Origin of the sequence: Rhizobium sp. LCM 4573, from assembly GCF_001854865.1 — a bacterium.
Taxonomy (GTDB): Bacteria; Pseudomonadota; Alphaproteobacteria; order Rhizobiales; family Rhizobiaceae; genus Neorhizobium.
Window position 1 is genome coordinate 175,006 of the sequence record NZ_MDDW01000028.1, and the last position, 13,808, is coordinate 188,813.

11 protein-coding genes are annotated in these 13,808 nt (G+C 61.0%); 6 read left to right on the forward strand and 5 right to left on the reverse strand.

The window, feature by feature from the left end; translation table 11 throughout:
• Positions 1-59: 59 nt before the first annotated feature.
• Entirely contained in the window at positions 60-485 is a 426-nt protein-coding gene (locus tag LCM4573_RS22795; RefSeq protein ID WP_071008704.1) for a PaaI family thioesterase, read from the reverse strand.
• Between the two features lie 573 nt (positions 486-1,058).
• Between LCM4573_RS22795 and LCM4573_RS22800 the strand changes: the two genes are divergently transcribed.
• Positions 1,059-1,487 (forward strand): CoA-binding protein, encoded by a 429-nt coding sequence (locus tag LCM4573_RS22800; RefSeq protein ID WP_071008705.1) that lies wholly within the window; start codon positions 1,059-1,061, stop codon positions 1,485-1,487.
• A 134-nt stretch (positions 1,488-1,621) separates the two neighbouring features.
• A complete protein-coding gene (locus tag LCM4573_RS22805; protein ID WP_071008706.1) occupies positions 1,622-2,905 on the forward strand; it encodes an O-acetylhomoserine aminocarboxypropyltransferase in 1,284 nt (427 codons plus the stop codon).
• Positions 2,906-2,927: 22 nt separating this feature from the next.
• On the opposite strand, the gene LCM4573_RS22810 is transcribed toward LCM4573_RS22805, so the two are convergent.
• Entirely contained in the window at positions 2,928-3,401 is a 474-nt protein-coding gene (locus LCM4573_RS22810; RefSeq protein ID WP_071008707.1) for a VOC family protein, read from the reverse strand.
• A gap of 134 nt (positions 3,402-3,535) precedes the next feature.
• On the opposite strand from LCM4573_RS22810, the gene LCM4573_RS22815 reads away from it, so the two are divergent.
• The gene (locus LCM4573_RS22815; protein WP_071008708.1) at positions 3,536-3,880 is read left to right on the forward strand and encodes a cupin domain-containing protein; all 345 of its coding nucleotides are present in this window, start codon (positions 3,536-3,538) and stop codon (positions 3,878-3,880) included.
• On the opposite strand, the gene LCM4573_RS22820 is transcribed toward LCM4573_RS22815, so the two are convergent.
• From LCM4573_RS22820 to LCM4573_RS22830, 3 genes are all read right to left on the reverse strand, one after another.
• Complete coding sequence (locus LCM4573_RS22820) at positions 3,881-5,128, reverse strand: cytochrome P450 (RefSeq protein WP_071008709.1); 1,248 nt, start codon at positions 5,126-5,128, stop codon at positions 3,881-3,883.
• Positions 5,129-5,168: 40 nt separating this feature from the next.
• Entirely contained in the window at positions 5,169-6,926 is a 1,758-nt protein-coding gene (gene ggt, locus LCM4573_RS22825; RefSeq protein ID WP_071008710.1) for a gamma-glutamyltransferase, read from the reverse strand.
• 103 nt (positions 6,927-7,029) lie between these two features.
• Positions 7,030-8,280: a diguanylate cyclase gene (locus tag LCM4573_RS22830; RefSeq protein ID WP_071008711.1), complete on the reverse strand. Its 1,251-nt coding sequence runs from the start codon at positions 8,278-8,280 to the stop codon at positions 7,030-7,032.
• A 352-nt stretch (positions 8,281-8,632) separates the two neighbouring features.
• On the opposite strand from LCM4573_RS22830, the gene clpP reads away from it, so the two are divergent.
• From clpP to lon, 3 genes are all read left to right on the forward strand, one after another.
• The gene (gene clpP / locus LCM4573_RS22835; protein WP_046792786.1) at positions 8,633-9,265 is read left to right on the forward strand and encodes an ATP-dependent Clp endopeptidase proteolytic subunit ClpP; all 633 of its coding nucleotides are present in this window, start codon (positions 8,633-8,635) and stop codon (positions 9,263-9,265) included.
• A 275-nt stretch (positions 9,266-9,540) separates the two neighbouring features.
• Positions 9,541-10,818, forward strand: a complete 1,278-nt coding sequence (clpX, locus tag LCM4573_RS22840) for an ATP-dependent Clp protease ATP-binding subunit ClpX (RefSeq protein ID WP_071008712.1) — start codon at positions 9,541-9,543, stop codon at positions 10,816-10,818.
• A 414-nt stretch (positions 10,819-11,232) separates the two neighbouring features.
• Complete coding sequence (gene lon, locus LCM4573_RS22845; protein WP_071008713.1) at positions 11,233-13,653, forward strand: endopeptidase La; 2,421 nt, start codon at positions 11,233-11,235, stop codon at positions 13,651-13,653.
• The last annotated feature ends 155 nt before the right edge of the window (positions 13,654-13,808 follow it).

Sequence of the window (13,808 nt, forward strand, 5' to 3'; positions counted from 1 at the left end):
CGTTGAAAAATAGATTTAGTAAAATCAATGGGTTATCGGTGAGGTATGATTATACCACATTATTTCGGCGGAATCGAATAGGTCGCCACGGCCTGGGCGACCGGAGAATCCACGTTCTCCTGCGTGAGGATGGCATCTATGACCGCCAGCCGTTTGCCGAGTTTCAGTATCCTGCAGTCGCAGAAAATCGGCGCGAGCTTCGGCTTGCGCAGGAAGTTGATGTTGAGGCTGGTCGTGACCGCAAGCGCCACCGGGCCGATATGGGCGAGGATTGCCGCATAGGCCGCGACGTCCGCGAGCATCACCATGGAAGGGCCGGAAACCGTGTCGCCGGGCCGCAGATGCCGTTCGCCGGGTTCGAAGCGCATGGTAAGCCCGCCTGGCCGGATATCGGTCACCGAAAGGACACGGCCATCCGCATGCACCTGCGGAAAGTGGCTTTCCAGAAAGGCGTGGATATCCTCGATAGTCATGATGGGGTGCATCCTGGCTCCTTCCGCTCCCCCCGCCGCTAGGGCGCAGGGAACTGAACCGGTCGAAATCAGTCAAGATCGGATCTGTCAATTTCTTGTCGCAGCCATGTGCAAACCTGTCGGAACATGGGGTTTCTTAATCTTGCTGGTTTCAGACAAGATTAGGATGGGCTATGCAATCTATGATTGAAGTATTTCAAGAAATTGCTCAAGCGAGTGAAACGGCATCGGTTGATGAAATTCAGTCGATCTCAAAGCAATATTTGATGAAACTACGAAACAAAGCGTGAATTGCCAGCCGGCAACCGTCCGGATCGTGCTGTAAACGAGATATTTCGCGTGATGCGGTTTTGCGAGGCTCGATCAGTAGGAACCCCTAATTCAACCATAAGATGGCTCTAATATGCCTGGGTACGGAACGCGAATGTTCCCGGAACATTGGTGAAACGCAGGGCGAGCCGGCTTAACCAGCCGGAAATCCCGTTGTGGAAAAGAGAAGGGCGGGCGCCCATCGGATTTGGCGGAATGTTACCTAAATAGAGGATGAGGAGCGGCCAGCGGCCGTATCCGTCGCAGGAGGTAAACATGAACCACGACCGCTACGACGACGCCTATATTGCCGAGATACTGAAGACGACCCGCACGATCGCGCTGCTCGGCGCGTCACCCAATCCGGAGCGCCCGAGCAACCGGGTGATGGGCTTCCTGCTTTCGAAGGGCTACCGCGTGATCCCGGTCAATCCCGGTCAGGCGGGCAAGGAAATCCGTGGGCAGAAGGTCTATGCCCGTCTTTCCGATATTCCCGAGGCCGTCGACATGGTCGATATCTTCCGTGCCGCGCAATATCTGGATGGCGTGGTGGATGAGGCGCTGGCCCTGCCGCAGAAACCGAAAGTCGTCTGGGGGCAGCTCGGCGTCCGCGACGATAGGGCCGCCGCCAAGGCCGAAGCCGCCGGTATCGCGGTGGTGATGGACCGCTGCCCTGCAATCGAGTATCCCCGCCTGGTCGCCTGATCGGCTTCACAACCGCAAAGGGAGGTTTTTGCTTGCCCGATACGCTGTCCGCCCGGAATCTTATTCCTTGATCGGTGGCCGATCAGCGGTTTTCTTGGGTCAAGCAGAGACCCGTCGTTCGAGGAGAGGGCGCCATGCCGACACGCAGTCCGGGATTTTCCACGCTTGCCGTCCATGCCGGCGCCGAGCCAGATCCGACGACGGGGGCGCGGGCGACGCCGATCTATCAGACGACATCCTTCGTCTTCAACGATGCAGACCATGCGGCGGCGCTCTTCGGACTGCAGCAGTTCGGCAATATCTATACCCGCATCATGAACCCGACGCAGGCGGTGCTGGAGGAAAGGATCGCCGCGCTCGAGGGCGGCACGGCGGCGCTCGCGACCGCTTCCGGCCACGCGGCGCAGATGCTCGCCTTCCACACGATCATGGGTGCGGGCGACAATTTCGTCGCCGCGCGTCAGCTCTATGGCGGTTCGGTCAACCAGTTCGGCCATGCCTTCCGCAATTTCGACTGGCAGGTGCGCTGGGCTGATTCTGCCGATCCCGAGAGTTTCGAGAGCCAGATCGACGAGCGCACCAAGGCCATCTTCATCGAAAGCCTGGCCAATCCTGGCGGTACCTTCGTGGACATAGCGGGTATAGCCGAGGTGGCCCGAAGGTACGGACTGCCGCTGATCGTCGACAACACGCTCGCCAGCCCCTATCTGGTGAGGCCCATAGAGCACGGGGCCGACATCGTCATCCACTCGTTGACGAAATTCCTCGGCGGCCACGGCAATTCCATGGGCGGCATCATCGTCGACGGCGGCACTTTCGATTGGTCGAAATCCGGCAAGTACCCGATGCTGTCGGAGCCGCGGCCGGAATATGCCGGCATGGTCCTGCACCAGACCTTCGGCAACTTCGCCTTCGCAATCGCGGCCCGCGTACTCGGCCTGCGCGACCTTGGGCCGGCGATCTCGCCCTTCAACGCCTTTCTCATCCTCACCGGCATCGAGACGCTGCCGCTCCGGATGCAGAGACATAACGACAACGCGCTGGCGGTGGCGAAATGGCTGAAGGAGCATGAGAGGGTGGCGTGGATACGCTATGCGGGGCTTGAGGACGATCCCAACCACGCGCTGCAGCAGCGATATTCGCCGAAGGGGGCGGGTTCCGTCTTCACCTTTGGCATCAAGGGCGGATATGAGGCCGGCAAGGCCTTCGTGGAAGGCCTCAAGCTCTTCTCCCACCTCGCCAATATCGGCGATACCCGCTCGCTTGTCATCCACCCGTCCTCAACCACGCACAGGCAGCTGACCGAGGAGCAGCAGATTGCCGCCGGCGCCGGGCCCGACGTGGTGCGCCTGTCGATCGGCATCGAGGACGCGGCCGACATCATCGCCGACCTCGAACAGTCGCTCGCAAGGCTTTGATGTTGCTCGACGCGATGAGGCTTCAGCCTTGCCGGGCGGCCTCGATTGCCGCGACGTCGATCTTCCTCATGGTCATCATCGCATCAAAGGCGCGTTTTGCCTGATGGCCGCCTGCCGCGAGCGCCTCGGTCAGGACGCGCGGTGTGATCTGCCAGGAGATGCCCCACTTGTCCTTGCACCAGCCGCATTCGCTTTCCTGGCCGCCATTGCCGACAATGGCGTTCCAGTAGCGGTCGGTTTCCTCCTGATCGTCGGTTGCGATCTGGAAGGAAAAGGCTTCGTTGTGTTTGAAGGTGGGGCCGCCGTTCAGGCCGATGCAGGGAATGCCCGCTACGGTGAATTCAACGACCAGCAGGTCTCCTTGCTTCCCGTCCGGATAGTTTCCGGGCGCGCGGATGAGGGCGCCGACGGAGCTGTCGGGAAAAGTCTCCGCATAGAAGCGGGCGGCAGCCTCGGCATCCTTGTCGTACCACAGGCAGATCGTGTTCTTTGCCATTGGGGTGTCCTCCGGTGTTCGTTCTCCCATCTTCCGTGAAATAAGAGGCAGATCGTCTTTCTCCAGCCTATATCATTGCGATTTGAAGGACCGGATTGCTAAATGTGTCCGCTGAAATGCGTATGAGGTGAAAGATGACCTTCCGGCTTGCATTCGATCCCTCCACCGTCGAACCCGAGCACGGCGCGCCTCAGCCGGACCGGCTAATTTCCGGCGACCCGCAATTCCGCACCTGGAACTTCGAGCAGGCCGAAGGCGGGCTCTATGCGGGAATATGGGAGGCGACGCCCGGCAAGTGGCGGATCATTTACGAGGAATGGGAATATTTCCACATCCTCTCCGGTCATTCGATAGTGACGGAGGAGGGCGGTGAGCCGGTGCATCTGCGCCCCGGCGACAGCATGATCCTGAGACCCGGTTTCAAGGGAACCTGGGAAGTCGTTGAAACGACTCGCAAGGATTACGTCATCCGGGTGTGATCACCACTTCAGATCAAGCCGCTCCAACCCGTGGAAGTGATAGACATCCTTGACCTTCGGCGGTGATGCGATGCTCAAACTCGGCAGGCGCCGGAAAAGGATCGGCAGCACGATATTGAGTTCGAGCCGGGCGAGCGGCGCGCCGATGCAGAAGTGTATGCCGGCTCCGAAGGAGAGGTTCGGCGCCTCCTGCCGGTCAGGCTTGAAGGCGAGCGGATCGGAGAATTTCCTCGGATCGAGATTGGCCGCGGCGAGGATGAGGCTCACCTTGTCCCCGCGCTTGAAGGAAAGGCCGTCCACCTCGACATCCTCGAGCGCCCAGCGCTGGAAGATGTGCACCGGCGCGCAGATGCGCAGCGTCTCCTCGACCGTGCGTTCGGTCGTAGCCTCATCCTGGAAAAGCTCGGCCGGTGGTAGCCCGCTTTCCAGGATCACGCGCACCGAATTGCCGATCTGATGGACGGTCGCCTCGTGGCCGGCATTGAGGAGCACGATGGTCGTGGAGACCAGCTCGTCATCGGTGAGGTACTGCCCCTTGTGTTCCGTATGGATCATGTGGGTCAGCAGGTCTTCGCGCGGGTTCCGGCGGCGCTCGGCGATGAGGCCCTTCACATAGTCCGCGAACTCCCTCGCCGCCCGGTCGGCAGCGTATTCATCCTCAAGGCTGCGCTTGAACATGTACATGCCGACATAGGCATGCGACCAGGCAAGCAGTTGCGGTCCCATTTCGTCAGGGATGCCGATCATCCGGGCGATCATGGTGACGGGAATGATATCGGCGAAGGAGGAGAGAAGCTCGGTTTCACCGTCCTTCTCGAACCTGTCGATCAGCTTTTCCGTGAGTTCGGCGATCTCCGGCCGTAGCCGCTCGATATGGCGGGAGACGAAGGCGCGGTTAACGAGCGTGCGCAGACGCGTGTGCTCCGGCGGTTCGATCTCCAGCAGCGAATGACGCTCGGCAAGATCGAAATTCTCAAGATGCCGAGCCGGTTCGGGAAGCCCGAGTTCCTCGCGGCTCGCAATGTGCAGGATCTGCCGGCCGAAGCGGCGATCACGCAGAAGAGCRTTCACATGGTCGTAGCCGGTGAAGAACCATTGCCGCTGTTCCTCCCAGTAGAAGGTCGGACAATGCTCGTGGAGCGCCGCGTAGACACGGTTCGGATCGCCATAGAAGGCCGGGTCGCGTCCGTCGAGCGAGACGCGGCGGGTTTCGGGATCGATGCGGAGGAAATCAGGCAATGCGGTCATGACCACATTGCTAGCTCAATCCCTTTGGCTGCGAAAGCCGCTACTCGCCCACGGCGGTCCCCTCGCGGCGCGGATCGGCGCTGCCGGCAAGGCCGGTGGCGGTAATCTCGATCGCATGCAGACCGGAATTCATCTCGCCCGCCTTCACCTCGTATCCGAGCGTCTTCAGCGGTTCGGCCAACTCCTCGGCGGTCGTGCCGGCTTCGATATCGTAGGTGCCGAAGCGGTTGATGAGGTGCGGCTGGGCGACGACCTCCTCTACCGGCATCTGCCAGTCGACATAGGCGATCAGCGCCTGCGCCACATAGCCGATGATCTRGCTGCCGCCAGGGGAGCCGATCGCCAGCAGCGGCTTGCCGTCCTTCATGACGATGGTGGGTGCCATGGAAGAGCGCGGACGCTTGCCGGGCTCCACGCGGTTGGCCACCGGCAGAGCCCCATCATGGGTCTTGAAGGAAAAATCGGTCAGCTCATTGTTGAGCAGGAAACCGTTCGTCATCAGCCGGGAGCCGAAACCGCTTTCAATGGTCGTGGTCATCGAGACGACATTCCCGTCGCCGTCCACGATCGAAAAATGGCTGGTGGAAGGCATTTCGAGTGCCTCGCCGCGGCCGAAAAGCAGGGCATGATCCCATTCCGGCTCGCCGGCCTTCACGGCATCGGCGGCAAGCGCCTTGTCGCCGTCGAGGAGCGCGGCGCGGGCGCCGAGATAGTCTTTGGTCAAAAGCCCCTTGATGGGCGCCGGCACGAAATCCGGGTCGGCCAGATAGCGCTCGCGGTCGGCGAAGGCGAGGCGCTGAGCATCGCCGATGATGCGCCAGCTTTCAGGATTCTGCGGCCCGAGCCCACGCAAGTCGAAATTCTCGGCGATGCCGAGGATCTGCCCGACCGCCACGGCCCCGGAAGAGGGCGGGCCCATGCCGCAGATATCGAGCGCTCGGTAGGTGATGCAGACCGGTTCGCGCTCCTTGATCCGGTAATTGGAGAAATCGGCCAGCGAGAGCACGCCGGGATTGCCTTCAGCTTCCCGCACGGTCTTCACGATCGCTTCCGCGATCGGGCCGGAATAGAAGGCATCGGCGCCACCGCCTGCGATCGCGTTCAGCGTTTCCGCGTAGGCAGGGTTCTTGAGGATGGCTCCTGCCTTCAGCGGCGTGCCGCTCTCGTCGTAAAAATAACCGCGCGGCCTTTCGTATTTTTTGAGCCGGTCTCCTTCAGAGGCGATCAGGCCTGCCAGGCGAGGCGAGACGGCAAAGCCTTCCGTCGCGAGTTTTTGGGCCGGCTCGAACAGGCTCGCCCACTCGGCTTTTCCGAGACGCTTGTGAACCTCGTGCAGCAGCTTCACCGTGCCGGGCGTGCCGACCGAGCGGCCGCCCACCACCGCATCCATGAATTTCAGCGGCTGGCCCTGTGCGTCGAGGAAGAGCTTTGGCGTGGCTTCCATCGGCGCAGTTTCGCGTCCGTCGAAGGTGGTGAGCTTCTGAGTGGCGGCATCGTAATAGACGAGGAAGGCGCCGCCGCCGAGGCCGGAGCTTTGCGGCTCCACGAGCCCGAGCACTGTCTGAACCGCCACCATGGCGTCTATGGCATTGCCGCCCTTGGCGAGAATTTCGCGGCCCGCTTCAGCCGCCAGCGGATTGGCAGCCGCCACCATGAAGCGCTTCGCCTCCGTGCGTTTGGCCGAGGTGAAGCCGGTTGCGCGCTCGGGCGCCACGGTATCGGACGCCTGTTGCGCAACCCCTTGTCCGGGCAAGATGAGAAGCAAAACGAAGATGCTGTTGAGAAGGGTTTTCCGCACGGCCTGCTCCCGCCATTCCCGATCACTACCGATCGGGTTTCATTGTTTGACCATCGGGAGAATGTGGGCTTGCATGGGCTGCAGGCAAGATCATTTCGAACAATCAGCTTTGGGCGATTGCCGTGATCCGCCTCAGTGCCGTGACCTGCCGGTTGGCGCTGATTTCCGCCTGCATGGCCTCTTCGGAGAGGCGGTCGACCGGCGGAACGATCAGGAGCGTTCCGCTGCTTTCCACGGCGGTTCGGTCGCGTCCCGCTTCCTTGGCGGCATAAAGGGCGCGGTCTGCGGAGCTCAACAGCTTGTCCAGGTCCGCCGTCTCGGCCGGCAGGAGCGCGATGCCGGCACTGACCGTGACGTCGATCTTGTGAGGGCCGGCGGCAATCGGCTGAAGCGTGAGCGTCATGCGGATTCCTTCCGCGATACTCGCCGCCTCGACCATGTCGGCGACGCGCAGGATGCTTGCGAATTCCTCGCCGCCCATGCGGCCGAAGAAGCCGCGCCCGTCAAGCGAGGTGGCGGCGATCCGCGAGAAGGCGACGAGCACCATGTCGCCCGCCTGATGCCCGCAGGTGTCGTTGATCTGCTTGAACTTGTCGAGATCGAAATGCAGGAGCGCGACGAGCGGTTTTTGCGGGATTTCGGCGACGCGGAGATTTTCGAATTCATCGATCAGCCCGCGTCTGTTGAGCGCGCCGGTAAGCGGATCGGTGGCTGCCAGTATCTTGAGCTTCCACTCGGATCTCTCGGCCAGCAGTTTGGCGCAGGTCATGATGCCTGCGACGAAGCAGAAGGCGGCCGGGAAGAAGAGGAGGGTGGCATTCGTACCCGCGGCGAACGACGTCACCTGGTTGGCGACGGCCAGCACGCCGGTCAGGCCGCTGCAGAGGAGCTGCACGGAAATGAAGCCCGCCAGCAGGCGCCGCGTGGAACGAGAAGTGTCCTGTTTCTTCAGCAGGATGCCGATCATGATGGCGTAACCCACCATGATCGCGACATTGTAGAGCGCGACGCGGTAGGCGAAGCTTTCCCTGACGGGTGTCAGGAACATGCCGGCGATCCAGATCAGGGCCGGGATGGCGACGAAGGATTCGACCTGTCTGCCGTCGAACTGCAGCAACCCGGCAATCCACATGCCGACGCCGGCGAGCGCCATGGTATTGGCGACCTGGATCGAGACGAAATCGGGTATGTCTCCGCGTAGCGCGACCAGTGCCACGCCGATCCCGTGCAGAGCAAAGCCGATACTCCAGCTGAGATAGAAGGGGTCGCGTTGATACTGCCATCTGGACAGCAGGACGAGGCTGAGCGTCAAAGCTTCCGCCGTCCAGATCAGGAAACCAGTGACGATGTCCAAAACGCATTCCCCCGCGAAGTCGGTCTCCCCATGATATGCGGGGGAATCTTTAAAAGCGGTTGCCGGGCCGGAAGAGGCCGGATGCGGGACTTGGCGGATGCGGCTGGATGAGGGGCATTCATTTTCGCTTTACCGTGAGCGGCGAAACCTGTGGGTGCGCTATTGCTTTGGGAACGGGAGAAGGCCGCGTTCGGCGAACGGGAGGCCTGCCTTGCCTTCCTTCCGGCGATTAATGATATCGGCCTCTCCGTCTTGAAGTACCGGGCGCTGACACTCTATGTAGGGGATGACCAATTTTATCTGATTCCGGGGAGCTGACGGCATTCCGGCACGCGCTTGACAAAGGACGGACATGAAAAATCCAGTTGATACCGCCATGGCCCTGGTGCCGATGGTCGTGGAACAGACCAATCGCGGCGAACGCTCCTATGACATCTATTCACGTCTGTTGAAGGAGCGCATCATCTTCCTTACCGGCCCGGTGGAAGATCACATGGCGTCGCTGGTCTGCGCCCAGCTTCTTTTCCTCGAGGCCGAAAACCCGAAGAAGGAAATCGCGCTCTACATCAATTCCCCGGGCGGCATCGTCACCGCCGGCATGGCCATCTATGACACGATGCAGTTCGTGCGCCCCGCGGTTTCGACGCTCTGTGTCGGCCAGGCCGCCTCCATGGGATCGCTGCTTCTGGCCGCCGGCGAGAAGGGCATGCGCTTCGCCACCCCGAACGCGCGCATCATGGTGCACCAGCCTTCCGGCGGTTTCCAGGGCCAGGCAAGCGACATCGAGCGCCATGCTCGTGACATATTGAAGATGAAAAGGCGGCTGAACGAAATCTACGTGAAGCATACCGGCCGCACCTACGAGGAAGTCGAAAAGACGCTCGATCGCGACCATTTCATGGCTGCGGACGAGGCCCAGGAATGGGGCGTCGTCGACAAAATTCTGACTTCGCGGCAGGAACTCGAAGGCAACACTGCGGATTAAACCGTCACCTGACCGCGGACTTCACCCCGTTGTGACGAAAAAATGAGGGTTTCAAGTCTCGCGGAAAGCGGTATTAGTACTTATTAATGCTGTGTAGAGTTTTTATGACACGGCATCGTTTCTTTAGGGGTTTCGTTGCCGCCGGTCCTCAAGATGCGGATCGGTAGAGTGCCCCGAGCAAGGCGGGCCTGGTCGCCCCGGTGGGCGCCGGCCGGCAGGCAAAGAGTGGACCGCCTCTGCCCAGGCGGAGAGCGGAGTGCTGGAAGGAAAGTGATATGAGCAAAGTCAGCGGCAGCAACGGCGGCGACTCCAAGAATACTCTCTATTGTTCGTTCTGCGGCAAGAGCCAGCACGAAGTCCGGAAACTGATCGCCGGGCCGACCGTATTCATCTGCGATGAATGCGTCGAACTCTGCATGGACATCATCCGCGAAGAGAACAAGACCTCCATGGTGAAGTCCCGCGATGGCGTTCCCACGCCGCAGGACATCATCAAGGTTCTCGACGAATACGTCATCGGCCAGAAGCAGGCGAAGCGTATCCTCTCGGTCGCGGTGCACAACCATTACAAGCGTCTCGCGCATGCCTCCAAGGGAGGCGACGTGGAGTTGGCGAAGTCGAACATCATGCTGGTCGGTCCGACCGGCTGCGGCAAGACCTATCTCGCACAGACGCTCGCCCGCATTATCGACGTGCCCTTCACCATGGCTGATGCTACGACGCTGACCGAAGCCGGCTATGTCGGCGAGGACGTCGAGAACATCATCCTGAAGCTGCTTCAGGCTGCCGACTACAATGTCGAGCGCGCCCAGCGCGGCATCGTCTACATCGACGAGGTCGACAAGATTTCCCGCAAGTCCGACAACCCGTCGATCACCCGCGACGTTTCGGGCGAGGGCGTTCAGCAGGCGCTTCTCAAGATCATGGAAGGCACGGTCGCTTCCGTGCCGCCGCAGGGCGGCCGCAAGCATCCGCAGCAGGAATTCCTGCAGGTCGACACGACGAACATCCTGTTCATCTGCGGCGGCGCCTTCGCGGGCCTCGACAAGATCATCTCCGCCCGCGGCGAGAAGACCTCGATCGGCTTCGGCGCGACGGTTCGCGCCCAGGACGAGCGCCGGGTCGGCGAAGTGCTGCGGGAACTGGAGCCGGAAGACCTCGTGAAGTTCGGCCTCATTCCGGAGTTCATCGGCCGTCTGCCTGTCCTGGCGACGCTCGAGGACCTTGACGAAGATGCGCTGATCCAGATCCTTTCAGAGCCGAAGAACGCGCTGGTCAAGCAGTATCAGCGCCTCTTCGAGATGGAGGACGTGGACCTGACCTTCCACGAGGATGCCCTGCGCGAGATCGCCCGCAAGGCGATCGTCCGCAAGACGGGCGCCCGCGGCCTGCGCTCGATCATGGAAAAGATCCTGCTCGATACGATGTTCGAACTGCCGGCGCTGGAAGGCGTCCGTGAGGTCGTCATCTCCGAGGAGGTCGTCAAGGGAACGGCGCGTCCGCTCTACATCTATGCCGACCGCCAGGAGGAAAAGGCCAACGCCTCGGCCTGATCTTCTGCGTGAAGCAGACCTATCGAGCATGAGAGGCCCTGCGGGGCCTCTTTCCGCGAATGGGCGCCGAAAAGCGGGCGCCGCGTTCGCTTTTTCCGGTCCATCCACCGTTTTGCTTCGACATGGGTTTGGCGAGACGCTCGGTTTGCATTAGAAAATACATGAGGATCGTATTTCCGGCCGGACGTTGTTCTAGAACAAGATGTCTAAGCCGGATGAAGGACTGCCGAGACGGTATTCCGCTGTTCAGCGTAGAAAGTGTTCGTGTTCCACTTGTAGGTCGCTGCCCGATACTCCCAAAGGCGAATCTGCAAGGCTTGAAATCAATTTTCGGAAACTCCACTTTCGGTTGGAGTGAAGTGCCCGGATGACTTGTCCGGAACGTTTCCCGGAAACGGGATGAAAGGAAGTGATATGACGAATTCAACGTCTGCGGCACCCGGCGGCGATACCTATCCGGTGCTGCCCCTGCGCGACATTGTGGTCTTCCCGCATATGATCGTGCCTCTGTTCGTCGGACGGGAAAAATCCATTCGCGCGCTCGAAGAGGTGATGGGCTCCGACAAGCAGATCATGCTTGTCACMCAGATCAATGCAGGCGATGACGACCCGGCTCCCTCCGCGATCTACAAGGTCGGCACCGTTGCGAATGTACTTCAGCTGCTGAAGCTGCCGGACGGCACCGTGAAGGTTCTGGTCGAAGGCCGCGCGCGCGCCGAGATTGACAGCTACACCGACCGCGAGGAATTCTACGAGGCTCAGGCCAACGTCCTCGTCGAGCCGGAAGACGATCCGGTCGAGATCGAGGCGCTGTCGCGCTCCGTGGTTTCCGAGTTCGAAAACTATGTGAAGCTGAACAAGAAGATTTCGCCCGAGGTCGTAGGTGCCGCGAGCCAGATCGAGGACTATTCGAAGCTGGCCGATACGGTTGCCTCGCACCTCTCGATCAAGATCACCGAAAAGCAGGAAATGCTGGAGACGGTCAGCGTCAAGCTCCGGCTCGAGAAGGCGCTCGGCTTCATGGAAGGCGAGATTTCCGTGCTGCAGGTGGAAAAGCGCATCCGCTCGCGCGTCAAGCGCCAGATGGAGAAAACCCAGCGCGAATACTATCTCAACGAGCAGATGAAGGCGATCCAGAAGGAGCTTGGCGACGGCGAGGAAGGCCGCGACGAGATGGCCGAACTGGAAGAGCGCATCTCCAAGACAAAGCTTTCGAAGGAAGCCCGCGAGAAAGCGGACGCCGAACTGAAGAAGCTGCGCCAGATGAGCCCGATGTCGGCGGAAGCCACCGTCGTGCGCAACTATCTCGACTGGCTGCTCGGCATTCCATGGGCCAAGCGCTCCAAGATCAAGGCCGACCTCAACAATGCCGAGAAGATCCTCGAGCAGGATCACTTCGGACTGGAAAAGGTCAAGGAACGCATCGTCGAGTACCTGGCAGTCCAGGCGCGCGCGACCAAGATCAAGGGCCCGATCCTTTGCCTCGTCGGCCCTCCGGGCGTCGGCAAGACCTCGCTCGCCCAGTCGATCGCCAAGGCGACCGGCCGCGAATATGTGCGCATGGCGCTCGGCGGCGTTCGTGACGAAGCCGAGATCCGCGGTCACCGCCGCACCTATATCGGCTCGATGCCCGGCAAGGTCATCCAGTCGATGAAGAAGGCGAAGAAGTCCAACCCGCTCTTCCTGCTCGACGAGATCGACAAGATGGGCATGGATTTCCGCGGCGATCCGTCCTCGGCACTCCTCGAAGTGCTGGATCCGGCGCAGAACTCGACGTTCATGGACCACTACCTGGAGGTCGAATACGATCTTTCGGACGTGATGTTCATCACCACGGCGAACACGCTGAACATCCCGGCTCCGCTGATGGACCGCATGGAGATCATCCGGATCGCTGGCTACACGGAAGACGAAAAGCGCGAGATCGCCAAGCGTCACCTTCTGCCGAAGGCGATCAAGGAGCATGCGTTGCAGCCGAACGAGTTCTCGGTGAGCGACGATGCCCTGATGGCGGTCATCCAGCAGTACACCCGCGAGGCGGGGGTCCGTAACTTCGAGCGCGAATTGATGAAGCTCGCCCGCAAGGCGGTGACCGAGATCATCAAGGGCAAGACGAAGTCGGTCGAGGTGACGGCTGCGAACATCCATGACTACCTGGGTGTACCGCGCTTCCGTCACGGCGAGGCCGAACGCGACGACCAGATCGGCGTGGTGACGGGGCTTGCCTGGACGGAAGTCGGCGGCGAGCTGCTCACCATTGAAGGCGTGATGATGCCGGGCAAGGGCCGCATGACGGTAACCGGCAACCTCAAGGAGGTCATGAAGGAATCGATCTCGGCGGCGGCATCCTATGTCCGCTCCCGCGCGGTTGATTTCGGCATCGAGCCGCCGCGCTTCGACAAGAGCGACATCCACGTGCACGTTCCGGAAGGGGCGACGCCGAAGGATGGTCCCTCGGCCGGTGTCGCCATGGCAACCGCGATCGTCTCGATCATGACCGGCATCCCGGTTTCGAAGGATGTCGCCATGACCGGCGAAATCACCCTTCGCGGCCGTGTGCTGCCGATCGGCGGCCTCAAGGAAAAGCTGCTTGCAGCGCTCCGGGGCGGCATCAAGAAGGTTCTGATCCCGGAAGAGAACGCCAAGGATCTGGCGGAGATTCCGGATAACGTGAAGAACAGCATGGAGATCATTCCGGTCTCCCGCATGGGCGAAGTCATCCGGCATGCGCTGGTCCGGCAGCCCGAGCCGATCGAATGGGACGGGAGCATCGAGACCCCGGTGATCGCAACCGTGGAAGGCGTCGACGACGCCGGAGCGGCTGTCGCCCACTGATTTCGAGCCTTGCCTATGTCAAATCGGCACTAGTCATCGAAAAAGCCGGCTTCAAGCCGGCTTTTTTTGTGAAAACTCACCTCTTCCCCCTTGTTTTTCAGGCGATTGCGGAGCTTTTCAGTTGCCATGGGCAGCCACGGAACTATTGTCTGCCC